Genomic DNA, 23,968 nt, shown 5'->3' on the forward strand with positions numbered 1-23,968 from the left:
AGTATCTGCGTACAAGGACCCCAAAATGTCGTATCTCAAGCTTTCGCTCGTCGCCGCAACCGCGCTGGGGAGCGCGTTCGGATTCGCCGCCTCGGCCAATGCCCAGGCCTTCTACCTCCAGGAACAGTCCGCCCGCGCCGCCGGCCGCGCCTTTTCGGGCGAAGCCGCCGATACCGGCGCCGCGTCCTTGTGGTGGAACCCCGCTGCGATCGCCGGAATGACCGACGCCGAGGCGACTGTGAATGCCTCGCTGATCCTGCCGCGCGGCGAAGTCGCCGATACCGGCACGCTGATCCGCCGTCCGGGCGGCACCTTCGCGCCGGTCGGCGGCGACGCGGCGACGCGCAACCCGATCAACAACGGCGTGCTCCCTTCGGGCGCGATCGCGATCCCGCTCGGCGACCGCGTCGCGGTCGGCCTGTCGGTGACCTCGCCCTACAGCTTCACCACCGACTATCCCGATACGAGCTGGGCGCGCTACAGCGCGCTCAAGACCAGCCTGCGCACGATCGACATCCAGCCGACGCTGGCGGTGGCGGTGACCGACTGGCTGCGCGTCGGCGCGGGCGTGAACGTCGAATATACCGATGCCAGCCTCGCCAACGCGCTGCCCAACGTCAGTGCGGCGCTGCCCGACGGGCGGCAGGAGCTGAAGGGCAATGGCTGGGATCTGGGCTGGAGCGCCGGCTTCCAGATGCACAACGCGTTCGCCACGATCGGCGTGACCTATAAATCGGCGATCAAGCACAACCTCAAGGGCGACCTCGAGGTCAGCGGGCTGGTCGGCCCGCTCGCCGGCTCGAACATGTCGCTGTCGGACATCGAGGCGAATTTCTACACGCCGGCGCAGGTGATCGTCGGCGCGCGCTTCCGCCTGACCGATCGGTTCACGCTCAACGGTCAGGTCGTCCATTATGGCTGGAACAAGTTCGACGCGATCCGCCTCGGCGCGCCGGTCAACGCCGCGCTGCCGCAGAATTATCGCGACAGCTGGAGCCTCGCGACGGGCTTCGACTATGCGGCGTCGCAGAAGCTGACGCTGCGCGCCGGCGTCCAGCACGCCCAGACCCCGACCCGCGACGGCGAGCGCGACGCGCGCGTGCCCGATTCGGACCGCTGGAACTACGGCGTCGGCGCCTCCTATGCGCTGACCCCGGGCTTCACGCTCGATGCCGGCGCCAACTATGTCGACTTCAAGGATGCGACGATCGATCGCGTCACCGCGGCCTATGCTGGCACGGCGGCGCAGACCCCGATCCTGACTTCGGGCGAGCTGCAGGACGCGCATGCGTTCGTGCTGTCGCTCGGCGGGCGGCTGCGTTTCTGACGATCCTGCTCGCCGTCGCTGAACCGATGCGGCGGCGAGCGGTTCTTTCGCGTAGGGCGCGCGTTACGATTTCTTGGGAGTCTTTCGCCTAGCGCGGAGTACGATCAGAAATCTGGAATTTTCAACGTGTTGTCCTTCCTGAGGCCTGCCAACCCCGCGAACGAGGCCGAGCGCCAGGCAGCGGTCGACCGCTATGGCGCGGCGAAGAAGCGCTCGCGCGCCGCCGATGCGCTGGTCGCCGAGGCGGCGACGCTGTTCGACGCCAAGTTCGGCATCGCCACGATCATCGATCGCGAGAAGATGATCGTCACTTCGCGCTATCGCAGCGACCTCGACGAAATCGATCGGGCGATCTCGTTTTGCGGGCACACGATCCTCAACCCCGACAATGTCATGGTGATCTTCAACGCCGGGCTCGACCGCCGCTTCGCGGGAAACCCGCTGGTGCGCGGGGAGCCGAGGATCGCCTTCTATGTCGGCGCGCCGCTGATCGCGCCGACCGGCGAGGTGCTGGGCGCGCTGTGCGCGATCGATACGCTGCCGCGCGCGCAGCTGCTCCCCCAGGCGCGCACCGAGCTGCAGACCCTCGCAAGCCGGGTGACCGACGCGCTGCTCGGCTGATTCGGGCGCTGCATTCGTATTCGTAACGGCGCGGCGGCGGCTTTGCTTGTCAGGCTGCGCGGCCTGCCGCTATCGTAGTCTGTAAACGGTTACAGAGTCGATTTGCGGGAGAGTATCATGCTGCGTGGGCTATGGGCGCTGTGCGCTCTGCTGGTTGCGGTTCCGGCCGCAGCGCAGGTCGAGCAATCGACGACCGCGCGCGCCGACGCCAATGCGCCGACGATCGCCTCTCCCGACGGGCGGATCAGCGTCTCGGTCACCACCGACGGTGACGGGCGGCCGCTCTATTCGGTCAGCCGCGGCGGCAAGCAGATCATCGCCCCCTCGGCGCTCGGTTTCCTGTTCACCGACGCGGCGAAGATGCAGCGCAATTTCCGGATCGAAAGCAAGGCCAGCAGCAGCGTCGACACCAGCTGGGAGCAGCCTTGGGGCGAATGGAAGACGATCCGCGATCGCCACAACGAGCTGCGCGTGCGGTTCAAGGAGAGCAAAGATCTCGGCCGGGTGATGGACGTGGTGTTCCGTGTCTTCGACGACGGCGTCGGCTTCCGCTACGAGCTGCCCGAGCAGCCCAATCTCAAGACCGCGCACATCGCCGACGAGATGACCGAGTTCGCGCTGACGCAGGACGGCGAGGCGTGGTGGATCCCCGGCTCCGAATGGAACCGCGACGAATATCAGTGGAACCGCACGCCGATCTCGTCGGTGCCGCTCGCGCACACCCCGCTGACGGTGAAGCTGAAGGACGGCACCCATATCGCGTTCCACGAGGCGGCGTTGGTCGATTATTCGGGGACGTGGCTCCAGCGGGTCGAGGGGACGAAGTTCAAGACGGTGCTGATCCCGAGTGCCGGCGGGGCCAAGGTGGTGCGCGGCACGCCGTTCGTGACGCCGTGGCGGACGATGATCCTCAGCGACGACGCGCCCGGGCTTTATATGTCGCACATCGAGCTCAATCTGAACGAACCCAACAAGCTCGGCGACGTCAGCTATTTCAAGCCGTCCAAATATGTCGGCGTGTGGTGGGAGATGCACCTCGGCACCGCGGGCTGGGGCTCGACGCCGAAGCCCGGCGCGGCGACCGCCAATGTGAAGCGCTATATCGACTTCGCCGCGAAGCACGGCTTTCCCGGCGTGCTGGTCGAAGGCTGGAATGTCGGCTGGGACACCGAATGGTTCGCCAACGGCAAGGGCTTCCAGTTCGACACGCCGGCGCCGTGGTTCGATGCCGAGGCGCTCGCCGCCTATGCGAAGAACAAGGGCGTCCAGATCATCGGACATCACGAGACCGGCGGCTCGCCGAGCCATTATGAGGATCAGCTCGAGCGCGGCATGGCCTTCGCCGCGGCGCACGGCGAGAGCGTGGTCAAGACCGGCTATGTCACCGATGCCGGGCAGCTCGAGCGCGTCGGGCCGAACGGCGAGCCGCTGCGCGAATGGCATGACGGGCAATTCTCGGCGCAGCATCACCTGCGCGTGCTCGAGATGGCGCACAAATACCGGATCGCGATCGACGCGCACGAGCCGATCAAGGACACCGGGTTGCGGCGCACTTATCCGAACTGGGTGAGCCGCGAAGGCGCGCGCGGACAGGAATACAACGCATGGGGCGAGCCCAAGAACGCGCCCGAGCACGAGGCGAACATGGTGTTCACCCGGATGCTCGCGGGGCCGATGGACTTCACCCCGGGCGTGCTGAGCCTGACCGGCAAGGGCGGCACGCCGATCCTGTCGACCGAGGCCAAGCAGCTGGCGCTCTATGTCGTGCTCTATTCGCCGGTGCAGATGGCGGCCGACCTGCCCGAGAATTACGCGAAGCACATGGCGGCGTTCCAGTTCATCAAGGACGTGCCGACCGACTGGGAGGACACGCGGGTGCTGAACGGCGAAGTCGGCGATTACGTCACCTTCGCGCGCAAGCAGCGCGGCGGGCAGGACTGGTATCTCGGCGCGGTCGGCGACGAGCAGGCGCGGTCGATGGAGGTGAAGCTCGACTTCCTCGCGCCGGGCAAGGCCTATGAGGCGCAGATCTATCGCGACGGCGACGATGCCGACTATCGCACCGAGAAGCGGCACGCGATCATGATCGAGAAGCGGCGCGTGACGGCCGCCGACGCGATGACGCTGCGGCTGGCACCGGGCGGCGGCGTGGCGATCCGGTTCAAGGCGGTGAAATAGCAAGATCCTCCCCCGGAGGGGGAGGTGGCAGCCGCAGGCTGACGGAGGGGTATTCTCCTCGGGCGACGTCGCTCGCGGCACCTACCCCTCCACCGCTACGCGGTCCCCCTCCCCCTCCGGGGGAGGATCTGATCGGGCACCGTAGATTCCGTTTCGGAAACGTGCCTATGATCCACTCCGCAGCGAGGGCAACGGAGGGATCATGGCCACCGATTTCACGCTCAACGGCAAGCCCGCATCGTTCGACGGCGATCCCGAAACCCCCTTGCTCTATGTGCTGCGCGACCATCTCGGGCTGACCGGCACCAAATATGGCTGCGGCATCGCCCAGTGCGGCGCGTGCACGGTGCATCTCGACGGCAAGAACCGGCGCTCGTGCGTGACGCCGGTGTCGATGGTCTCGGGCCGCCAGGTCACCACGATCGAGGGCGTCGCGGGCAAGGAAGCCGAGGCGGTGCACAACGCATGGGTGGCGATCGACGTGCCGCAATGCGGCTTCTGCCAATCGGGGCAGGTGATGTCGGCGATCGGGCTGCTCAGGATCAAGAAGAAGCCGAGCGATTCGGACATCGACGCGGCGATGGCGGGGAATATCTGCCGCTGCGCCACCTATGTGCGGATCCGCCAGGCGATCCACGACGCCGCGCATGCGCTGGAGGCCTGAGCGATGAACGCGATCACGCCCACCCGCCGCAATTTCCTCCAGTCGGCGAGCCTCGTGCTCGGCATGACGCTGCCGCTGGGCAAGGCGGCGAGCGCCGCGCCTGCGCAATCCGGGCTGCCCTTCGCGCCCAATGCGTTCGTCCGGGTGAGCCCCGACAATCTCGTCACCGTGATCATCAAGCATGTCGAGTTCGGCCAGGGGCCGGCGACCGGGCTCGCCACGCTCGTCGCCGACGAGATGGACGCCGACTGGAGCCAGATCCGCGTCGAGATGTCCCCGGCCAACGACCCGCTCTACAAGAACCTCGCTTTCGGGACGATGGGCACCGGCGGATCGACTGCGATCGGCAATAGCTGGCTGCAGATGCGCAGCGCCGGGGCTTCGGCGAAAGCGATGCTGGTCGAGGCGGCGGCGAAGCGCTGGGGCGTGCCGGCGGCGTCGATCAAGGTGTCGAAGGGCGTGGTGTCGAGTGGGAGGCGCAAGGCGAGCTTCGGCGAACTGGCCGCTGACGCGGCGCAGCTCAAGCCGCCCGAGAAGCCGGTGCTCAAGACTCCCGATCAGTTCACCCTGATCGGCCGCGACACCCCCAGGGTCGACAGCGTCGCCAAGACCAACGGCACCGCGATGTTCACGATGGACATCCAGCGCCCGGGCATGGTGCACAGCGCGATCGCGCATCCGCCGGCGTTCGGCGGCACGGTCAAATCGGTGATCGACAGCGCCGCGCTCGCGGTGCCCGGCGTGCTGGCGGTCAAGACGATCCCGCACGGCGTCGTGGTCTATGCCCGCGACAGCTATGCCGCGCGCAAGGGTGTCGCCGCGCTCGACGTGACCTGGGATCTGTCCAAAGCCGAGAAGCGCACGACCGAAGAACTCTATGCGCAGTTCGCCGAGGCGGCCGAGACCCCGGGCAAGCCGGTCGAGAAGACCGGCGACACCGCCGCGGCGCTGCGCGGCGCGGCGAAGAAGCTCGAGGCGGTGTATCAATTCCCCTATCTCGCCCACGCGCCGATGGAGCCGCTCGACGCGGTGCTCGAGATGAACGGCGACCGGCTCGACGTGTGGCTGGGCAGCCAGTTTCAGGTCGGCGAGCTCACCGCGATCGCCGCGACGCTCGGCGTGCCGTTCGAGAAGGCGACGCTGCACCAGCAATTCGCCGGGGGCAGCTTCGGGCGGCGGGTGACTCCGGCGATGGAGTTCGCAGTCGAGGCGGCGCTGGCGTTCAAGGCGTGGGGCAAGGGCCCGGTCAAGCATGTCTGGACGCGCGAGAACGACATCCGCGGCGGGCGCTATCGTCCGCTCGCGGTGCATGTCGTGCGCGGCGGGCTCGATCCTTCGGGCAAGATCGTCGCCTGGGATCAGGTCGTCGCGGCGCAGAGCTTCATGAAGGGCACCCCGATGGAGGGGCCCGAGCTCAAGAACAAGGGTATCGACGATGCGCTCACCGAGGGCATCGCCGAGAGCTACAAATTCGCGAACCATTATGTCGGCCAGCACATCATGGAGGCCGGGGTGCCGACCTTGTGGTGGCGATCGGTGGGCAACACCCATACCGCCTATGCGGTCGAGACGTTCGTCGATCAGCTGCTCGAGATGGCGGGCAAGGATCCGGTCGCGGGGCGGCTCGAACTGATGGAGGACCCGCGGACCAGAGCCGTGCTCGCCAGGGCCGCCGAGATCGCCGGCTGGGGCAGCAAGCCGCCCGCCGGCCGCGCGCGCGGCGTTGCGGCGTGGAAGAGCTTCGGCTCCTATGTCGCGCAGGTCGCCGAGGTGTCGAAGGGCGCCGACGGGCTGCCCAAAGTGCACAAGGTCTGGGTGGCGGTGGATTGCGGGATCGCAGTCAATCCCAATGTGATCCGTGCGCAGATGGAGAGCGGGATCGGCTACGGCCTCGGCCATGCGCTCTATTCGGAAGTCGAGCTCGGCGAGGGCGGGATCGTCAAGCAGGAGAATTTCGACTCCTATCGCTCGCTGCGCATCGCCGAGATGCCTGCGGTCGAGGTGGCGATCCTCGCTTCGGACGCGAACCCGACCGGGGTGGGCGAGCCGGGCCTGCCGCCGATCGCGCCCGCGGTCGCCAATGCGTGGCGCAAGCTCACCGGCAAGGCGGTGCGGCGATTGCCCTTCGCAGTGGGAGGCCGGGCATGAAGGCGGGTGCGCTCGCGCTGGGCGCGGCGGCGCTGACGCTCGGGATCGCCATCGCCGGACAGGCGCGCGAGCAGAAGGTGGAAGGGCTCAGGCCGGTCAGCGCCTTTGCCGGCATCGCCGATCCGGGCGCGCGCTCGGTCGCGATCTTTACCGAGATGGGCAAGGTGATCCAGCATCCGCGCTGCGTGAACTGCCATCCGCGCACCGATCGCCCGCTGCAGGGCGACGCGCAGCTGCCGCACGATCCGCCGGTGTCGCGCGGGCCCGCCGATCGCGGGATGGCGGGGCTCGAATGCGGCACCTGCCACGGGCCGCGCAACGTCGCCTTCGCCAACGGCAAGGGAAGCGTTCCCGGCCATCCCGAATGGCATGCCGCGCCGATCGCGATGGCGTGGGAAGGCAAGACGCTCGGCCAGATCTGCCAGCAGATCAAGGACCGCAAGCGCAACGGCGGCAAGAGCCTCGACCAGATCGCCGAGCACAACGCGCATGATTCGCTGGTCGGCTGGGGCTGGAACCCCGGGCCGGGACGCACCCCGGTGCCGGGGACGCAGGCGCAGTTCGGCGAGCTGACCCGTGCCTGGGTGGCGAGCGGGGCGAAGTGCCCGGCGGGATAAGCGGGTTGCTGGCGGCTCCGGCCTTGTGTGGACGTCGGCGTGAAAGCGGGAATGCCCGATGGCGGACGTCGGTAGCCACCATTTGAGCTGAGAAATATGGCAAGTCCCGCGAACGATCCGCGCTCGACACCTGACCTGTTCGAGCTGGCGCTTCAAGCCGATGACGACGCGGCATGGAGCGCTATTCCAGAGCTTCATCGGCGAGGGTCGAAGGAGGTATTCGATCGAGCGGTGAGCTTGACCCATTCCGACGACGCTTTCCTGCGTATGCGCGGCGCAGATATTCTCGGCCAGCTCGGGTGCCCGGGAAGAACCTTCCCGGCTGAATGCTTCGGGGCGGTCCTGCCCTTGCTCGAAGATTGCGACCTTGCCGTCGTCGATGCCGCGATCTCCGCATTGGGCCACCTCGATCGGGATCGAGCTGCCGGATACGTCGCTCTGTTGCGAACCCATGCGGATGCGCGAATTCGCCTTGGCATTGCAATGGTGCTGGGCGTAGCCACGAACCCGCAAGCACTCGAAGCGCTGGTGCAGCTCACGAATGATCCGGACGATGTCGTCCGTGACTGGGCGGTCTTTGGCATTGGTCGCCAGTCGAACGCTGACACATCCGAGATCAGAGACGCGCTCGCCGCGCGGCTCGACGATCACGATGACGTGGTCCGCCATGAGGCGACCTGCGGCCTCGCACTCAAGCTGGACAGGCGAGCGCTGTCGCCCCTCATAACCATGCTGGAAGCCAATCCGGAGGACTTCGACCTCAAGGAAGCAGCAGGCGCCATGCTGGGGGAACGGGATGGGAGCGATGCGCAAACGTCGGAATTACTCGATCGCCTGCGTCGCATTCTTTGACGGCATGTTGCTTCAGCGCGCGCCGTAGCCGCCACAGAGAGAGTGCCGGCATCCGGGCAGCTTGCCCCGATCAGCGGCGGACCAGCAACACGCCGAGCAGAATGCAGCTCACGCCCGCCACGCGTGCGAGGGTGATCGGGGAGCGATCGAGGCCGAGCAGCCCGAAATGATCGAGAATCACCGCAGTGGTCAGCTGCGCGCCGATCGTCAGGGTGAGGGTGAGCGCCAGCCCCAGCCGCGGCGCGGCGAAGGCGACCGCGGCGACGAAGAAGGCGCCGTACAGGCCGCCGATCCACGCCCAGGGCGGGGCCTGACGCACCGTGGCGAGCGGCGTGCGATCGATCAGCAGCCATGTCGTGAGGACCACCGCGGTGCCGCCGAGGAACGAGATCGAGGCCGCCAGCCACAGCGACCCGGTGCTGCGCGCCAGCATCGCGTTGCTCGGGGTCTGAACCGCGACGCACAGGCCGGCGATGAGCGCGAGAATGATCGGGAGGATGTTCTGCATCGGATCCGCGGAGATTGCGCCCGGAGCGAGCGCGGGTGGCGTGTCAGGCACCTATAGGGTCGCTCGGCGAATGCCGAAAGCCATCCGCGGCCTCGGCGCGCCTGCGACTTGCCGATTGCGGACCGACGCGGCAACATCGCGGCATGACCAAATACCTCATCTCCTTTCCGAGCGAAGCGATGATGGTCACGCCCGAGGAACTGCCGGCGGTCGGCGACGCGGCGCGTGCGGTGATCGTCGAAGCCAAGGCGGCCGGCGTCTATGTCTTCGCCGGCGGCATCCACGAGGGAGTCGATCCGGTACTCGTCTCGGCCGACGGAGCGGTCGCGGCCGAAATCTATCCGGGCAGCCGGCTCGACGGCGGGTTCACCGTGCTCGAATTGCCGACCCGCGAGGACGCGGTCGAATGGGCGCGCAAGATCGCGGTCGCCTGCCGCTGCGCGCAGGAGCTGCGCGCGTTCATGTACGACCCGCTGAGCTAGCGCCCGCCGTCCAGCCGACCCGCGGATCGTTGAAATCCACCACGTCGCGCAGCTCCCAGACGTTCGGATAGCCATAGCCGACAAGGTTGATGAAGGTCTGGATGTTGAGCGCGAGCGCGGGGTTCTTGAGCGGCACCGGGGCGCGGTGGTTCGAGAAATTATTGTTGCAGTAGATCAGGATCGGGCGGTCGCGATTCGGGCCGATCGCGGCGGCGAGCGCCTCGGCGGTGAAGTCGGTGAGCGGCAGGTTGACTGCGCCGTCGATATGGCCGGCGGCGAACTTGTCCGCCGAGCGCGCGTCGAGGATCAGCGCGCCCTTCTCCCCGGCCTTGGCCGTGAACGCGGCGAGATCGAGCAGTCTCCGCGCGCGCACCGAGCGAACGTCGCCGGTGAGCGTGGCGAAGCCGGCATAGTCGATCTGCGGATTGGGGGCGCGATCCTCTGGGGCAGCGAAGAGCAGGGCGAGGGCGGGGAGCAGCATGGGATACTCCTTCATATCCATCAAATCCTCCCTCGCGAAGCGGGGGAGGTGGCACGCGTAGCGTGACGGAGGGGGCTTGGCCGCAAGCGACGCGTCTGCGGAGACGCCCCTCCACCACTTCGTGGTCCCCCTCCCCCGCTTCGCGGGGGAGGATTGGTGCACAGCGTCGTGCATCGGCCCTGCACGGGCGATGAACGCGTTTGCGCGCGTCACCGGCGGCGCTATCACCGCTTCCCAACAAGAGGGGAGATTCCATGGCCAGCCTGTTTCGCCTGAAGCGGATCGTCGCGGAGGAGGATCGGCCGGAGAGCCACCGCCTCCAGCGCACGCTGTCGTGGCCGCATCTCGTCGCGCTCGGCGTCGGCGCGATCGTCGGCACCGGGATCCTCACCCTGATCGGCGTGGGCGCCGATCGCGCCGGGCCCGCGGTGATCCTGTCCTTCGTCGTCGCGGGAGCGATCTGCGCCTGCGCCGCGCTCGCTTATGCCGAGATGGCAACGATGATCCCCGCCTCGGGCAGCGCCTATACCTATAGCTATGTCGTGCTCGGCGAGATCGTCGCCTGGGTGATCGGCTGGAGCCTGCTCGCCGAGTACACCCTCGTCGTCGGCACGGTCGCGGTCGGCTGGTCGGGCTATGCGACGCCGTTCCTGACCGGGATGGGCGTGCCGGGCATGCTGACCCACGGCCCGCAGATGGACGGCTGGCAGGTCGTGCAATGGGGCGTCAACGTGCCCGCGCTGTTCGTCGTCTGGCTCGTCGCCGGGCTGCTGATCCTCGGCACGCGCGAGAGCGCGACGCTCAACGCAATCCTCGTGGTGGTGAAGCTGATCGCGCTCGCGGTGTTCGTCGCGGTGGCGCTGCCCTATTTCAACAACGCCAATCTCGAGCCGTTCGCGCCGTTCGGCTTCGCCAAGCACATGAGCGCCGACGGCGTCGAGCGTGGCGTGATGGCCGCGGCGGCGATCATCTTCTTCGCCTTTTACGGCTTCGACGCGATCTCGACCGCGGCGGAAGAGGCGAAGAATCCCGGCCGCGATCTTGCGATCGGTATCGTCGGATCGATGGTGGTCTGCGTCGCGATCTACATGATCGTCGCGATCGCCGCGGTGGGGGCGCTTCATTATTCGCGCTTCGCCGACAGCCCCGAGCCGCTGGCGCTGATCCTGCGCGAGATCGGCCGGCCCGGCGTGGCGGCGTTCCTCGCCGGGAGTGCGATCATCGCGCTGCCGACGGTGATCCTCGCCTTTCTGTACGGCCAGAGCCGCATCTTCTTCGTGATGGCGCGCGACCATCTGCTGCCCGCCGAGCTCGCCACCGTGTCGCGGCGCGGCACGCCGGTGCGGATCACGATCTTCACCGCTTCGGTGGTGAGCTTCTTCGCGGCCTTCTTCCCGATCGACCAGATCGCCGCGCTGGCCAATGCCGGCACGCTGACCGCGTTCGCGGCGGTGGGCATCTGCATGCTGGTGATGCGCCGGCGCGCGCCCGACGCGGTGCGGCCGTTCCGCGCGCCGGCGGTGTGGCTGGTCGGGCTCGGCGCGGCGTTCGGCTGTCTCTATCTTTTCATAAGCCTGCCGCATCAGACCCAGCTGTTGTTCGGGGCATGGAACCTGATCGGGCTGCTGCTCTATTTCGGCTGGGCGCGGCGCAACGCGGACAAGGTGGCAATGTGAACGGTTGGACGATCGGGATCATCGGCGGCTCGGGGCTGTACGACGTCGAAGGGATCGAGGACGGCGAATGGATCGAGATGGCGAGCCCGTGGGGCGCCCCGTCGGACGCCTGCTTCGTCGGCCGGGTCGGGCATGTCCGGGTCGTGTTCCTGCCGCGGCACGGGCGCGGGCACCGGATCAGCCCGTCCGAGCTCAATGCGCGCGCCAATATCGACGTGCTCAAGCGGCTCGGCGTCACCGATGTGCTCGCGATCTCGTCGGTCGGCAGCCTTGTCGAGGATCGGCCGCCGGGGAGCTTCACCGTGGTCGACCAATTCATCGATCGCACCAAGGGGCGGCCGTCGAGCTTTTTCGGCAGCGGGCTGGTGGCGCATGTCTCGATGGCCGATCCGGTCTGCCCGCGCCTGTCGGGCCTCGCGGCCGAGGCGGCGCGGGCGGCGGGCGCGGACACGCAGGTTGGCGGCACCTATCTGGCGATGGAAGGGCCGCAATTCTCGACGCGCGCCGAGAGCCATCTCTATCGCAGCTGGGGCTGCCAGATCATCGGCATGACCGGGATGCCCGAGGCGAAACTCGCACGCGAGGCCGAGCTTCCCTATGCGCTGGTCGGCATGGTCACCGATTATGATTGCTGGCGCGAGGACGAAGCCGCGGTCGATGTCGCGCAGGTGATCGCGCAGCTCTCGGCCAACGCGGCCAAGGCGCGCAGGCTGGTGATGCATCTGCTGCGCAACCTGCCCGCCGAGCGCGCAGCTTCGCCGATCGACACCTGCCTCGATACCGCGCTGATCACCGCACCCGCGGCGCGCGACCCGGCGTTGCTGGCGAAGCTCGACGCGGTCGCGGGGCGCGCGCTGGGCTGAGGTGTTCGAGATCGGGAAGCTCCATAACGGATAAGATTCTGGCGCCATGACGTCGATCGCGGTAGCTTTCGCCGATCGGGGGGAAATCATCATGGCAGATTCGAGTCGCAGTTCGCGGCGTGCGTTCGTTCTGGGCGGGACCGCGGCCGCCTGCATCGCGCCGCTGGCAGTGGCGCAATCCCGGCACGAGGCAGGTCCCGCGCGCGAAGGCGGCGCGCCTGCGATCGGCACGCGCGGCGAAGTCGCCGAATGGGAACGCCAGGTCGGCGCCAGCTTCCTGATCGCCGGCGAGGCGGGCAAGGTCGTCGCGAGGCTCTCCGCGGTGGTACGCCCCGCCAGCGATCCGAAGCGCCCCGCCGAACTCGCGCGCTTCCAGCCCTTCACGCTGTGGTTCGAGACCGACACGCGCGCCGCGCCCGCCGGCCAGCTGACCTATGCGGTCACCCATCCGTCGCGCGAGACGATCGATTTGTTCCTGAGCCGGGGAAGCGACAAGGGCGGCAAGGCGATGCTGCAGGCGCTGTTCAACTAGCCGCGCTTCACGCTATGCGCTGCCCCGAAGCTTTCGGGACGGAGATCAGCTTGAAGAAGATGCAATGGATCGGGTTCGGCATCGCCGCGGCATTCGTGTGCACCGCGGCGGTGGCGATGCAGGTCGGCGGCGGCGAGGATCATTCGCAGGATACCGCCTGGCATAACCGGCAGATGCTGGCGCTGGCGCAATTGAAGCCGGCCGATGGCTGGCAATCGCTGCCCGGCGGGCTGCGCTGGCGGCGGATCAAGGGCGACGGCCGCGGCAAGCACCCGACTGTGCAGGACGTGGTCAAGATCCACTATGCCGGATCGTTGATCGACGGGACCGAGTTCGACAGCTCGTTCGCGCGCGGCGAGCCGGCGAGCTTCCCGCTCGGCGCGCTGATTCCGGCGTGGCAGCTGGCGGTGCCGATGATGGGCGTGGGCGACACGATCGAGATCGCCTCGCCCTCCGACCTCGCTTATGGCCCCGAGGGCAAGGGCCCGATCCCGGGCGGAGCGACGCTGCTGTTCAAGATCGAATTGCTGGGGATCGAGGGGCAGTAATTTATCTCTCCCTCCCTGCTCGCAGGGAGGGGAAGGGGGTGGGCGCGCGCGTCTGCGCGCCCAAAGGCTCATTTGCCAGGCACCGCAGCGAAAGGCGAGGCATCGGGCCTCGCCTTTCGCTAACCCACCCCTTGCCTCTCCCTGGCAGGGAGAGGAATCTGAAGGGCACGCGCGTCGAGCGCACAGCAAAAAAGGCCGCGGTGGGATGCCACCGCGGCCTTTTGCTTTGTCCCGAAGGCGCCTCTTATGCGGCGAGCTTGCGCAGCACGTAGTGCAGGATGCCGCCGTTGAGGAAATATTCGAGCTCGTTGACCGTGTCGATGCGGCAGCGGGTCTGGAAGGTCTCGGTCTTGCCGTCCTTGCGGGTCAGCGTGACCTCGACATCCTGACGCGGGCGCAGATTGCCGACGCCGGTGATCGTGAAGGTCTCCGAGCCATCGAGCTTGAGCGTCTCGCGCGTCACGCCTTCGGCGAACTGGAGCGGGACGATGCCCATGCCGACGAGGTTCGAGCGGTGGATGCGCTCGAAGCTCTCGGTGATCACCGCGCGGACGCCGAGCAAATTGGTGCCCTTCGCCGCCCAGTCGCGCGACGAGCCGGTGCCATATTCCTTGCCGGCGATCACGACCAGCGGCGTGCCATCGGCCTTGTGGCGCATCGCGGCGTCGTAGATCGGCATGACCTGATCATGATATTTGGTCATGCCGCCCTCGATTCCGGGGACCATCTCGTTCTTGATGCGGATGTTGGCGAAGGTGCCGCGGACCATGACTTCGTCGTTGCCGCGGCGCGCGCCGTAGCTGTTGAAGTCCTTCTTGCTAACCTGATGTTCCTGAAGGAATTTTCCGGCCGGGCTGTCCGCCTTGATCGAGCCGGCCGGCGAGATGTGATCGGTGGTGATCGAATCGCCGAGGATCGCCAGCGGCTTGGCGTCGATGATGTCCTGCACCGGGGCGGGAGTCATCGTCATGCCCTCGAAATAGGGCGGGTTGTGGATATAGGTGCTGCCGGCGGGCCAGCGATAGGTGTCCGAACCCTCGACGGTGATGCCCTGCCAGTGCCGGTCGCCCTGATAGACATTGCCGTAGCGCGCGCGGAACATGTCGTCGTCGATATTGGCGGCGATCAGCCCGGCGACTTCCTCGTTCGAGGGCCAGATGTCCTTGAGGAACACCGGGCCGTTGGTGCCCTCGCCGATCGGCGTCTCGTACATGTCCTCGGTCACCGTGCCCTTGAGCGCATAGGCGACGACGAGCGGCGGCGAGGCGAGGAAGTTGGCGCGGACGTCGGGGCTCACCCGCCCCTCGAAGTTGCGGTTGCCCGAGAGGACGGAGGCGGCGACGATGTCGTTGCCGTTGATCGCCTGGCTGATCGGCTCGGCGAGCGGGCCCGAATTGCCGATGCAGGTGGTGCAACCATAGCCGACGAGGTTGAACCCGATCGCGTCGAGATCCTCCGAGAGACCGGCCTTGTTGAGATAGTCGGTGACGACCTGCGATCCCGGCGCGAGCGAGGTCTTGACCCACGGCTTGCGGGTCAGGCCGAGCGCGCGCGCCTTGCGCGCGACGAGGCCGGCGGCGATCAGCACCGACGGGTTCGAGGTGTTGGTGCACGAGGTGATCGCGGCGATCACCACGTCGCCGTCGCCGATGCCGTGCTCGGCACCCTCGACCGCGGCGCGCTCCGGACGGTCCTTGTGATAGACCTTCTGCAGATCGGCGTTGAACACTTCGTCGACGCTGTCGAGGCTGACGCGGTCCTGCGGGCGCTTGGGGCCGGCGAGCGACGGGCGCACGCTCGACATGTCGAGCTCGAGCGTGTCGGTGAACACCGGCTCGGCGCTGTCGACATCGTGCCACATGCCCTGCGCCCTGGCATAGGCCTCGACCAGCGCGACGGTCTCGTCCGGGCGGCCGGTGAGGCGCATGTAATCGAGCGTCTTGTCGTCGATCGGGAAGAAGCCGCAGGTCGCGCCATATTCGGGCGCCATGTTGGCGATGGTCGCGCGATCGGCGAGCGTCATCGCGTGGAGGCCGGGGCCGTAGAATTCGACGAAGCGGCCGACCACGCCCTTGGCGCGGAGCATCTGGGTGACGGTGAGCACGAGATCGGTGGCGGTGATGCCTTCCTGCAGCGCGCCGGTCAGCTTGAAGCCGACGACTTCGGGGATGAGCATCGACACCGGCTGGCCGAGCATCGCGGCCTCGGCCTCGATCCCGCCGACGCCCCAGCCGAGCACGCCGAGGCCGTTGACCATCGTGGTGTGGCTGTCGGTGCCGACCAGCGTATCGGGATAGGCGATCGTCTTGCCGTCCGTGGCCGCCGACGACCAGATCGACTGCGAGATATATTCGAGATTGACCTGGTGGCAGATGCCGGTGCCCGGCGGGACCACCGAGAAATTGTCGAGCGCCTTCGAGCCCCATTTCAGGAACTCGTAGCGCTCCGAATTGCGCTCATATTCGAGGACGACATTGTCCTCGAACGCCTTGGGCGTGCCGAACTCGTCGACCATCACCGAGTGATCGATGACGAGATGGACGGGGACCTGCGGATTGATCTTGGCGGGATCGCCGCCGAGCTTGGTGATCGCGTCGCGCATCGCGGCGAGATCGACGACGCAGGGCACGCCGGTGAAATCCTGCATCAGCACGCGCGCGGGGCGATACTGGATCTCGCGGTTCGAGCGCGCGTCCTTCTGCCAATCGACGATCGCCTGGGCATCGTCCTTCGTCACGGTCTTGCCGTCCTCGAAGCGCAGCATGTTCTCGAGCAGCACCTTCATCGAGAACGGCAGGCGGCTGATGTCGCCGAGCTTCTTCGCCGCCTTGGGCAGCGAGTAGAAATCATAGCTGCGCGCGCCGACGGTGAGCGTATCGCGAGTGCCGAGCGTATCGTTGCCGATGGCGGTCATGGGGCGCGGGGTCCTTTCTTACTGTCCGGCCCGGGCGCTCGGGGGACGCAGGTCACAAAGACCGCGCGGGCGCGCCGGAGTGTGCGAATGCGAGATTCGAGGGGGCCCTTAGCAAGGGGGGCGGGGGAGGGGAAGGGGAGGCGCATCGGCAGTGCGCGGTTGGAGCGGCACGCCCGCGGGGGTGCGTTGGGTGGTAGAACACGCACCTCGCTTCTTGCACGCGTCACAAAGATCGCGCAGCTAAACACAGAAGAAATAAAGGAGACGGTTCATGCGGCGCGCCGCTCTTGCCACGTTGCTGTTCCTTTCCGGCTGTGACAGCGGCGGGGGAGGCACACCTACGCCGACGCCCACGCCGGCCCCCCCCAATGCGGCACCGAGCTTCACTTCCGCCGCCGCCGCAGCCGTGGCCGAGAACAGCGCGGTCGCCACCACGATCTACCAGGCCACTGCCACCGATCCGAACGGCGACCCGCTGACCTTCTCGATTGCCGGCGGCGACGATGCCGCGCGCTTCGCCATCACCGCCGCAGGCGCCCTGACTTTCGTCGCCAAGCCCGATTTCGAGCTGCCGGGCGATGCCAATCGCGACAATGTCTATCTGGTCCAGCTCCGCGTCAGCGACGCCAGCCTGTCGGCGACTCTCAATCTCCAGGTCACGGTCACGAACGATCGTGAGGGCATCCGCCTCCGCCGCCTGACCACCGGGCTAAATGATCCAGTTTTCGTGTCAGGCGAGGCGCGAACCAACAACATCTACGTCGCCGAGCGCGGCGGCAAAATCTATCGGCTGAGTTATATCACCGGCGAGCGGACGCTGGTGCATACGGCGAGCAACATCACCACTGCCGGCAATGGCGGGGTTCTGGCGATCGCCGACAATTTTTCCAAAATCGATATCAACTTCAATCATCCCTATTATCTCGCCTCGGCGAGCAATGGCGACCTCGAGGTCCGCAGTTTCACCGCCGGCAGCGACGCCTATCAAATCTGGATGACCATCCCGCACCCGGCCAATGGGCAATATCACAGCACTCTCGCCTTTGCCGGGGGTTTCCCGATCTATCTGGTCACCGATGACGGCGGGGTGCCCGCCAATGCGCAGGACCCCTTTTCGCTGCTCGGAAAGGTGCTTCGCCTCGGCGACTGCCGCGTGACCGGGCCCGGGTCGCAGCGTTTTTGTGGCCCGGGAGACGGGGTGACGCACAATCCCTATGTCGTGGCAATGGGACTGCACGCACCGGGGCTGACCTGGGAAGACGGTCCCCGCAATCTCTACATCACCGACTCGGGCCCGACGTGGCAGGAAATCAACGTTATGCCGACCACGGTCGTGGGGAGCGCCACGGTTCCCAATTTCGGCTGGCCCTATTTTGAGGGTGCCGCCGCCGGCACCGGCACGCCCCCCGCCGGGTTCACCCATGCGACACCGGCGCTGCAATATAGTCCGCCGCTGGGCAGCGCGATCTTCCCGAGCGTGCTCTACCGCCTGCCGGAGATCGCGGCGCTGGGCGGCAAAACGCTGTTCGGCGACCGGTCCAGCGGCAATATCTGGTCGGTGCCGACGGCGTCGCTGCTCACCGGGGCGCCGGTGCCGACGACCAGCTTCGAACAGCGCAATGCCGATTTCGTCCCCGATGTCGGAACGGTCGATCACCCGGTCGGGATCTTCCAGGACTTCCCGGGCTATCTGTTCCTGATCGACGCCGACGGCGAGGTTTACATGATCGAACCGGCGGTCTGAGGCCAAAATAGGTCTTTCCCCCGGCCCCGGATCGCGCCGCTACGGATGGCGGACCTCGAACACGGTCAGGATGCGATCGGGCCAGAAGATCGACTGGCCGGCGCGCAGGCCGATCAGCGCAGCGCCGACGGGGGTGAGGATCGAGATGCGACCTTCGGAGATGTCCGCCTCGCACGGATAGACGAGCGTCACCGTGCGTGGAACGCCATGGGTCTCGTCGACGAACTCGACGCGCGATCCCATCGTCACCACGTCTCCGGGGATGTCGGCGGCACGGTGCAGACGGGCGCGTCCGGCTTCGCGCAGCAGCAGCGCGCTGACCGCGGGCATGCGGCGCTCGACGCTCAGCGCGAGATCGGCGAGCATCTCGGCTTCGGCGTCGATCATATGGATGGGCGGCCGGCTAGCGGCCTTACGCTGGGTATTCATGGAAATCTCCGGCACAATAACGGCTTGGTCGCCGACGAGCGAACGCGCTCGTTTTCGATCCCCGGGCTTCCGGGGCGTGCCAGGAGAAGCCCGGGGCTAGCTGCCCGCCAGGAGTTGCCCCGCATGGACGTGGTATCGCTGAAATTGTCGGCGAAGCGTCATGGCGTGAGGATGTGGGCTGACGGCGGGGTTGTCAAACGGGGCGCCCTTTCTCCCGCTCGCGCGGGGGGAGGGTTCGCCCTTCACGCCACCGGCAGCGAAAAGCTGATCCGGGCGCCGTTTTCGATATTCTCCGCCCAGATCGAGCCGCGATGCGCCTCGATGATCGTCTTGCAGATCGACAGGCCGATGCCCATGCCCATCGGCTTGGCCGAGGCGCGGCTCTCGAAGAAGTCGCGGAGCGCGTCCTCGGGGATGCCGGGGCCGCGATCCTCGACCGAGACGAGGATCTTGGGGCCGCTGCACGCCGTGGTGACGGTCACGGCGCGGGTGCCGCTCAGGTCGCCGGCCTCGAGCCCGTTGCGGACGAGATTGGCGAGGACCTGCTCGATCTGGACCGGATCGATCCACGCGCAGCGGCCGCAGTGCAGATCGAGCGTCACGCCCGGATCGCGCAGCAGCGTGAGATGCGTGGCCGCCTTGCGGATCAGATCGTCCATGTCGCATTTCTCGCGGACGACCTCGCCGCGCTCCATCAGCGCGCGCATCCGCCGCATGATCGTGCCCGCGCGCAACGCGCTGGTGCCGACCCCCGCCACCGCAGCTTTGAGATCGGCTTCGCGCGCCGGTTCGAACGGCAGCCGCTCGAGCACCGCGGCATAGTTGGCGATCGCCGTCAGCGGCTGGTTGATCTCGTGCGCCAGCGTCGCCGCCATCGTCGCCATCGCGCTCTGGCGGGCGAGGAACAGCACTTCGCTGCGCATCTCGCCGAGGCGCCGCTCATGCTCGGCGATCAGCGTTTCGGCGCGGGTCGGCTCGGTGATGTCGCGGACCGTGCCGACGAACAGCGGATTGGGGTGCTGCGCCAGCTTGATCGTCTCGCCGATCACGTCGAGGTGACGGACCTCGCCGTCCTCGCGGAGCAGGCGCTGGTGGAAATGGAGCTTCTCGCCGACCGTGCCGGGACGCGAGGAGAGCTGCAGCAGCATCTCGCGATCGTCCGGATGAACGCGCCGGAGCAATGCCTCGAGGCCGGGCTGCTCGGTCTCGGGCACGCCGACGATGCGGCGCAGCTCGCCCGACCAGGCCGAGACCTTGGTGACGGGATCGAAAGCGAAACTGCCGACCGAGGCGATGCGTTCGACCTCGGCGGCGAGCGTCGATCGGAGCACCTGCAGCAAATCCTCGAGCTGTTTCTCGTATTCGCCGGGCATCAGCCCCCCCAAGCAAGTGCGTTGACCGGACTACGCGATACGCGGCGGGGCAAGAACGCAGCGCCGGGGCGGTGGTTCATCCCTATCCTTAATTGCTGTCAACCAAATGCGGGAAATCCGTAACGGCATTGCGCCGCAGGACGATAGTGTATTATATTAGTATATCACATCGGGAGGCCGGGGATGGCGCGCGGATTGGCTTTGTTTCTGACATGGATCGCGGCCGCGCTCGGCGCCGCGCCGGCGGCAGCTCTGCCCGACGATGCGGTCGAGGGGCGCTTTGATATAGGCGGCCGCGCGATCCATTTGCGCTGCCAGGGTGCGGGTGCCCCGGTGGTGGTCGTCGATGCCGGATTTGGGACGGCCGCGGCCGAAGATCAGGGATGGCGGCGGATCGCCGACCGGATCGCGCCGGTCACCCGGGTGTGCCTCTACGATCGCGCCGGGCTGGGCGGCAGCGATCCCGCCGCGCAGCGCCCACGGACCAGCCTCGACGCGGCGACCGATCTCCGCAGCGCGCTGCGCAGGGCGCGCGTGCCGGGCCCCTATCTGCTCGTCGGCCACTCGATCGGCGGCCTCCATGCGCAGGTATTCGCGAGCCGTTTCCCCGCCGATACCGCGGGGCTGGTGCTGGTCTCGTCGACGCATCCCGATCAAACCCGGCGCTGGCTTGCGCTCCTCCCGCCCGCCGCGCCGGGCGAGGAGAAGGCCATCACCGAGGCGCGCGCCCTCCTGACCAGCAGGCTCGCCGACCGGGGCACGAACGCAGAGTCGCTCGACGTCAGTGCGAGCGAGGATCAGGCGCGCGCGCTGCGCTCGCTCGGGGCGAAGCCGTTGATCGTCGCGACGCACAGTCCGCGCTTCCGGATGGTGCCCGGCCTGTCCGAGCCGCTGGCGGTCAAGCTGGAGGACGCCACGCAGGACATGCAGAAGGGATTCCTGTCGCTGTCCTCGCAGGCGCGCCAGAACATCGCCGCCAATGCCGGTCACGGACTGCCGCACGAGGACCCCGGCTTCGTCGTCGACAACATCCTCCAGGGCGTCGCCGCGGTGCGGAGCGCGGCGCGCTAGCGGGTCACAGCCGCAGGCTCGCGCGGACGTAGAGGTAGCGACCCGGAATGTCGTGCACGGTCGGGTCGATATTGTTGAGATCGCAGGTGATGCAGCCCGGCGCGGCGACGTTGAACAGGTTGTTGACCCCGAGCGCGAAGCCGAACCGGTCGTCGGCGCCGGTCGACAGGCGCAGCTGGAGATCGGTGTAGAAGCGTGAATCGAGGACGTTGCCGCCGGCTTCCTCGAGGCTCGAAATATAGCGGCCGGTGACCGTCGCTCCGAAATTGTCGAGATCCCAGTCGATCACGCCGATCGCCTTCCAGTCGGGAAAACCCTGCGAGGGGCTGCCCTGCTCGGTGCCGGCGCGGCGGATCGTCTGGTTGCCATCGGTGCCGGGGACGATCACATTGTAGCGGAACAGGAAGCTGTTGTTCCAGGTGAAGTTGAAGCTGCCCCAGCCGGTGGTGCCGGTGCGGTAGCTGACATTGACGTCGAGCCCGTCGGTCTCGATCCCGGCGATGTTCTGGAGCAGGCCGGAGACCTGGGTCAGCTGCGCGCCCGCCCGGGTGACCAGCGCGCAGGCGGCGGGATCGTTGCTGACGACGCAATTGCCGACCGTCACCTCGGCGTCGACCGTCTGGATCGCGCCGCGCAGCTTGATGTTGTAGTAATTGGCCTCGAGCGCGAAGCCGCGGAACCAGGACGGGCTGTACACGCCGCCGACCACCCAGCCTTTCGAGGTCTCTGGCTCGAGCGCCTGATTGCCGCCGACGAGCACCGAGATCTGCGGATTGGCCTGGTTGTAGCTGCCATTGGCGGGGACGCCCGCGGCGATGCAGTTGGTGCGTACCGTGGCGTCGTTCTGGAAATTGCGCGGGGCGGTGTTGCCGGCGTGCGAGGAGCAGGGATCGTCGAGCGTCTGGTCGAAGCGCGACTGGGTGCCGAACAGCTCGCCGATCGAAGGCGCGCGGAAGCCTTCCGAATAGGAGCCGCGCAGCCGCAGGTCGCGGATCGGCTTCCAATTGAGACTGCCCTTGAACGTGGTGGTCGAGCCCGAGGTCGAATAGTCCGAATAGCGCACCGCGCCGTTCAGCTCGAGCAGCTGGAAGAAGGGGCGGTCGGAGAGGATCGGCGCCTCGATCTCGGCATAGGCCTCCTTGACCGAATAATCGCCGCGGGTCGGCTGGGCGGGGATGTCCGAGCTGAAGCCGGCGGCGACGATCGGATCGGGATCGAAGCGGCCGCGCAGCTCGCGATATTGCGCGCCCACCGCGACGCCCAGCCGTCCGCCCGGCAAGTCGAGCAGCGAGCCCGAGAGGTTGGCAGAGACGTCCCACGTCTCCTGCTTGCTGCTGTCCTGCTGGACGAAGGTGACATAGTCGAGCATCGGCTGGGTGATCGAGCCGGCGCCGCCGAACAGGTTGAACGGCACGCAGGGCGCGGCGCAGCCGGCGAGCGGGCCGAGCGCCTGGCGCAGCCGGCCCGAATGGATGTTGCCGAACATCTCCTGCTCGGCCTTGTTGCGGCCGTAGCTGGCGTTGACGTCCCAATACCAGCGGTTGTCGCCGCCGAAATCGCCGTCGAGGGTGACGACGCTGTAGAGCGTCTCGACTTCCTGATCGAAGCGGCGCGGGCCGCCTTCGACGAAGCGGCGGAAGATGAAGTCCATATTGGTCGCGTCGAGGGTGACGCCGAAGGGGTTGTAGGGATTGGTGGCATCGACCGGGGTGCCGTCGAGCACCGGGGTGATGCCGGCGGCGGGGCCGACGCCGAAGGGCAGCGGCGCGGCGCGGTTGCTCGACTTGCGCTTGTTCCAGATGCCCTTGACCGACAGGTTGATATTGTCGGCGAGCTCGTAGCGCAGATTGGCGAAGGCGCCGTAGCGCTCGAGCGGGATCTGGAGATAATTGTACGGCGCGAAATTGAAGCGGTCGCCCGGATCGGCGAAATCGCGGAAATCGGCGGGCGTCGGCGCGCGGCCGAGCACCGGCGCGATCAGCGTGAGATCCTGACCGAACACCGCATAGCGGCCATTGGGCAGGAAGCCCGAGCAGCCGCCCGCGGCGCAGCTATCGGCATAGGGCGCCGGATAGCGCGAGATCGCCCGGCTGTCGGCGGAGACGCCCTCCTGCTTCACATAATTGCCGCCGATCACGATCTGGAACGGGCCGCTGCCGCCATTGCCCCAGCTCAGCTGGTAATTCTGGCTGAAGCCGTCGCCATCGTCGAACATGCCGTGCTGGGCCGAGGCCATCAGCCCGTCCTGCCGCTTCTTGGTGATGATGTTGACCACGCCCGCGATCGCATCCGAGCCGTAGATCGCCGAAGCACCGTCCTGCAGCACCTCGACGCGCTCGATCGCGCTATCGGGGATGGCGTTGAGATCGGTCGAGCCGGGAACGCCGCTCGCCGAGGCGCCGTTGACGAAGCGGATGCCGTCGACCAGCACGAGCACGCGGCGCGAGCCGAGATAGCGCAGGTCGATCTCGGCCGCGCCCGCGCCGACGCCGCCGCCATCGGGCGGATTGCCGAGGTTGCCCGAATTGTTGAACCGCGAGTTGAGCCCGCCGCCCGAGCTGGGCAGGCGCTGGAGCACGTCGTTGATCGAGTTGAGCCCGGTCTTCGCGATATCGGCCTGATCGACCTGGACCACCGGCGCGTCCTGCGCGAGCGGATCGCGGCGAATGCGCGAACCGGTGACGACGACTTCGTCCTGCGGTTCGGCCCCGGCGGCCGATTGCGGCTCGGCGGTCTGCGCCAATGCCGAGTGAGAGGAGAGCGCCATGATGGCGATGGCGGCGAGCGATACGCAGCGCGACTGTTCGGATTTCGACATGGAACCACCCCGACTTGATCCAGCAACTGGCCGGTGGTCGGCGTGGTGTCGCGCCCGGGTAATGCGGGAAAACCCGGACATGGTGGGGGATTTGTGGGGATCCGGATCCTTTTTGCAGGCGG

Annotated in this window: 20 protein-coding genes; 14 read left to right on the forward strand and 6 right to left on the reverse strand. The window is 67.4% G+C overall.

From position 1 onward, the window contains the following. The first annotated feature begins 25 nt into the window (after positions 1 to 25). The 7 genes from E5A74_RS11745 (at position 26) to E5A74_RS11775 (ending at position 8,407) form a co-directional block, all read left to right on the forward strand. The gene (locus tag E5A74_RS11745; RefSeq protein WP_135985073.1) at positions 26 to 1,327 is read left to right on the forward strand and encodes an OmpP1/FadL family transporter; all 1,302 of its coding nucleotides are present in this window, start codon (positions 26 to 28) and stop codon (positions 1,325 to 1,327) included. Positions 1,328 to 1,456: 129 nt separating this feature from the next. Continuing rightward, a complete protein-coding gene (locus E5A74_RS11750) occupies positions 1,457 to 1,948 on the forward strand; it encodes a GAF domain-containing protein (RefSeq protein WP_166745772.1) in 492 nt (163 codons plus the stop codon). Between the two features lie 117 nt (positions 1,949 to 2,065). Then, entirely contained in the window at positions 2,066 to 4,126 is a 2,061-nt protein-coding gene (locus E5A74_RS11755) for a glycoside hydrolase family 97 protein (protein ID WP_135985077.1), read from the forward strand. A 202-nt stretch (positions 4,127 to 4,328) separates the two neighbouring features. After that, positions 4,329 to 4,790 carry a (2Fe-2S)-binding protein gene (locus tag E5A74_RS11760; protein WP_135985079.1) on the forward strand — a complete coding sequence of 154 codons (462 nt, stop codon included), beginning with the start codon at positions 4,329 to 4,331 and terminating at the stop codon, positions 4,788 to 4,790. A 3-nt stretch (positions 4,791 to 4,793) separates the two neighbouring features. After that, positions 4,794 to 6,938: a xanthine dehydrogenase family protein molybdopterin-binding subunit gene (locus tag E5A74_RS11765; RefSeq protein ID WP_135985081.1), complete on the forward strand. Its 2,145-nt coding sequence runs from the start codon at positions 4,794 to 4,796 to the stop codon at positions 6,936 to 6,938. After that, on the forward strand, positions 6,935 to 7,555 hold the full coding sequence (locus E5A74_RS11770; RefSeq protein WP_135985084.1) for an Isoquinoline 1-oxidoreductase subunit: 621 nt from the start codon (positions 6,935 to 6,937) through the stop codon (positions 7,553 to 7,555). The genes E5A74_RS11765 and E5A74_RS11770 overlap by 4 nt, the downstream gene beginning before the upstream one ends. 96 nt (positions 7,556 to 7,651) lie before the next feature. Continuing rightward, a complete protein-coding gene (locus E5A74_RS11775) occupies positions 7,652 to 8,407 on the forward strand; it encodes a HEAT repeat domain-containing protein (protein WP_135985086.1) in 756 nt (251 codons plus the stop codon). A gap of 70 nt (positions 8,408 to 8,477) precedes the next feature. Here the strand turns inward: E5A74_RS11775 and E5A74_RS11780 are convergent, their stop codons facing one another. Continuing rightward, complete coding sequence (locus tag E5A74_RS11780) at positions 8,478 to 8,915, reverse strand: DMT family transporter (RefSeq protein WP_135985088.1); 438 nt, start codon at positions 8,913 to 8,915, stop codon at positions 8,478 to 8,480. 143 nt (positions 8,916 to 9,058) lie between these two features. Here E5A74_RS11780 and E5A74_RS11785 point away from each other — a divergent pair, with 143 nt between their 5' ends. After that, positions 9,059 to 9,397, forward strand: coding sequence for a YciI family protein (locus E5A74_RS11785; RefSeq protein ID WP_135985090.1), 339 nt, complete (start codon positions 9,059 to 9,061; stop codon positions 9,395 to 9,397). Here the strand turns inward: E5A74_RS11785 and E5A74_RS11790 are convergent. After that, positions 9,375 to 9,878: a rhodanese-like domain-containing protein gene (locus E5A74_RS11790; RefSeq protein WP_166745771.1), complete on the reverse strand. Its 504-nt coding sequence runs from the start codon at positions 9,876 to 9,878 to the stop codon at positions 9,375 to 9,377. The two genes, E5A74_RS11785 and E5A74_RS11790, sit on opposite strands and share 23 nt — an antisense overlap. A gap of 254 nt (positions 9,879 to 10,132) precedes the next feature. Here E5A74_RS11790 and E5A74_RS11795 point away from each other — a divergent pair, with 254 nt between their 5' ends. The 4 genes from E5A74_RS11795 to E5A74_RS11810 all read left to right on the forward strand — a co-directional run bounded on the left by E5A74_RS11795 (position 10,133) and on the right by E5A74_RS11810 (position 13,497). Continuing rightward, on the forward strand, positions 10,133 to 11,554 hold the full coding sequence (locus E5A74_RS11795; RefSeq protein ID WP_135985094.1) for an amino acid permease: 1,422 nt from the start codon (positions 10,133 to 10,135) through the stop codon (positions 11,552 to 11,554). Further along, positions 11,551 to 12,417 (forward strand): S-methyl-5'-thioadenosine phosphorylase, encoded by an 867-nt coding sequence (locus E5A74_RS11800; RefSeq protein ID WP_135985096.1) that lies wholly within the window; start codon positions 11,551 to 11,553, stop codon positions 12,415 to 12,417. Before E5A74_RS11795 ends, E5A74_RS11800 begins: the two co-directional genes overlap by 4 nt. A 91-nt stretch (positions 12,418 to 12,508) precedes the next feature. Further along, the gene (locus E5A74_RS11805; RefSeq protein ID WP_135985099.1) at positions 12,509 to 12,949 is read left to right on the forward strand and encodes a DUF6916 family protein; all 441 of its coding nucleotides are present in this window, start codon (positions 12,509 to 12,511) and stop codon (positions 12,947 to 12,949) included. Between the two features lie 59 nt (positions 12,950 to 13,008). Further along, positions 13,009 to 13,497, forward strand: a complete 489-nt coding sequence (locus E5A74_RS11810) for an FKBP-type peptidyl-prolyl cis-trans isomerase (protein ID WP_135985197.1) — start codon at positions 13,009 to 13,011, stop codon at positions 13,495 to 13,497. A 244-nt stretch (positions 13,498 to 13,741) separates the two neighbouring features. Here the strand turns inward: E5A74_RS11810 and acnA are convergent, their stop codons facing one another. Then, positions 13,742 to 16,411, reverse strand: a complete 2,670-nt coding sequence (acnA, locus tag E5A74_RS11815; RefSeq protein WP_135985101.1) for an aconitate hydratase AcnA — start codon at positions 16,409 to 16,411, stop codon at positions 13,742 to 13,744. Between the two features lie 271 nt (positions 16,412 to 16,682). Between acnA and E5A74_RS11820 the strand changes: the two genes are divergently transcribed. Then, on the forward strand, positions 16,683 to 18,155 hold the full coding sequence (locus E5A74_RS11820) for a PQQ-dependent sugar dehydrogenase (protein WP_135985103.1): 1,473 nt from the start codon (positions 16,683 to 16,685) through the stop codon (positions 18,153 to 18,155). A gap of 39 nt (positions 18,156 to 18,194) precedes the next feature. Here the strand turns inward: E5A74_RS11820 and rnk are convergent, their stop codons facing one another. Beyond that, positions 18,195 to 18,584 carry a nucleoside diphosphate kinase regulator gene (gene rnk, locus E5A74_RS11825; protein WP_135985106.1) on the reverse strand — a complete coding sequence of 130 codons (390 nt, stop codon included), beginning with the start codon at positions 18,582 to 18,584 and terminating at the stop codon, positions 18,195 to 18,197. A gap of 242 nt (positions 18,585 to 18,826) precedes the next feature. Next, the gene (locus E5A74_RS11830; protein ID WP_135985108.1) at positions 18,827 to 19,957 is read right to left on the reverse strand and encodes a PAS domain-containing sensor histidine kinase; all 1,131 of its coding nucleotides are present in this window, start codon (positions 19,955 to 19,957) and stop codon (positions 18,827 to 18,829) included. Between the two features lie 183 nt (positions 19,958 to 20,140). Here E5A74_RS11830 and E5A74_RS11835 point away from each other — a divergent pair, with 183 nt between their 5' ends. Continuing rightward, complete coding sequence (locus E5A74_RS11835; RefSeq protein ID WP_135985110.1) at positions 20,141 to 21,028, forward strand: alpha/beta fold hydrolase; 888 nt, start codon at positions 20,141 to 20,143, stop codon at positions 21,026 to 21,028. Between the two features lie 4 nt (positions 21,029 to 21,032). Here E5A74_RS11835 and E5A74_RS11840 read toward each other — a convergent pair whose 3' ends face one another. Further along, a complete protein-coding gene (locus E5A74_RS11840; RefSeq protein ID WP_135985112.1) occupies positions 21,033 to 23,846 on the reverse strand; it encodes a TonB-dependent receptor plug domain-containing protein in 2,814 nt (937 codons plus the stop codon). Positions 23,847 to 23,968 lie beyond the last annotated feature (122 nt).

The organism is Sphingomonas naasensis (assembly GCF_004792695.1).
GTDB classification, from domain to species: Bacteria; Pseudomonadota; Alphaproteobacteria; order Sphingomonadales; family Sphingomonadaceae; genus Sphingomonas; species Sphingomonas naasensis.

Bases quoted from the DNA above. Each gene is read 5' to 3' on its own strand.
- E5A74_RS11745 (WP_135985073.1), top strand. From the start codon at position 26: ATGTCGTATCTCAAGCTTTCGCTCGTCGCCGCAACCGCGCTGGGGAGC.
- E5A74_RS11755 (WP_135985077.1), top strand. From the start codon at position 2,066: ATGCTGCGTGGGCTATGGGCGCTGTGCGCTCTGCTGGTTGCGGTTCCG.
- E5A74_RS11760 (WP_135985079.1), top strand. From the start codon at position 4,329: ATGGCCACCGATTTCACGCTCAACGGCAAGCCCGCATCGTTCGACGGC.
- E5A74_RS11765 (WP_135985081.1), top strand. From the start codon at position 4,794: ATGAACGCGATCACGCCCACCCGCCGCAATTTCCTCCAGTCGGCGAGC.
- E5A74_RS11770 (WP_135985084.1), top strand. From the start codon at position 6,935: ATGAAGGCGGGTGCGCTCGCGCTGGGCGCGGCGGCGCTGACGCTCGGG.
- E5A74_RS11775 (WP_135985086.1), top strand. From the start codon at position 7,652: ATGGCAAGTCCCGCGAACGATCCGCGCTCGACACCTGACCTGTTCGAG.
- E5A74_RS11780 (WP_135985088.1), bottom strand. From the start codon at position 8,915: ATGCAGAACATCCTCCCGATCATTCTCGCGCTCATCGCCGGCCTGTGC.
- E5A74_RS11785 (WP_135985090.1), top strand. From the start codon at position 9,059: ATGACCAAATACCTCATCTCCTTTCCGAGCGAAGCGATGATGGTCACG.
- E5A74_RS11790 (WP_166745771.1), bottom strand. From the start codon at position 9,878: ATGCTGCTCCCCGCCCTCGCCCTGCTCTTCGCTGCCCCAGAGGATCGC.
- E5A74_RS11795 (WP_135985094.1), top strand. From the start codon at position 10,133: ATGGCCAGCCTGTTTCGCCTGAAGCGGATCGTCGCGGAGGAGGATCGG.
- E5A74_RS11805 (WP_135985099.1), top strand. From the start codon at position 12,509: ATGGCAGATTCGAGTCGCAGTTCGCGGCGTGCGTTCGTTCTGGGCGGG.
- E5A74_RS11810 (WP_135985197.1), top strand. From the start codon at position 13,009: ATGCAATGGATCGGGTTCGGCATCGCCGCGGCATTCGTGTGCACCGCG.
- acnA (WP_135985101.1), bottom strand. From the start codon at position 16,411: ATGACCGCCATCGGCAACGATACGCTCGGCACTCGCGATACGCTCACC.
- E5A74_RS11820 (WP_135985103.1), top strand. From the start codon at position 16,683: ATGCGGCGCGCCGCTCTTGCCACGTTGCTGTTCCTTTCCGGCTGTGAC.
- rnk (WP_135985106.1), bottom strand. From the start codon at position 18,584: ATGAATACCCAGCGTAAGGCCGCTAGCCGGCCGCCCATCCATATGATC.
- E5A74_RS11830 (WP_135985108.1), bottom strand. From the start codon at position 19,957: ATGCCCGGCGAATACGAGAAACAGCTCGAGGATTTGCTGCAGGTGCTC.
- E5A74_RS11835 (WP_135985110.1), top strand. From the start codon at position 20,141: ATGGCGCGCGGATTGGCTTTGTTTCTGACATGGATCGCGGCCGCGCTC.
- E5A74_RS11840 (WP_135985112.1), bottom strand. From the start codon at position 23,846: ATGTCGAAATCCGAACAGTCGCGCTGCGTATCGCTCGCCGCCATCGCC.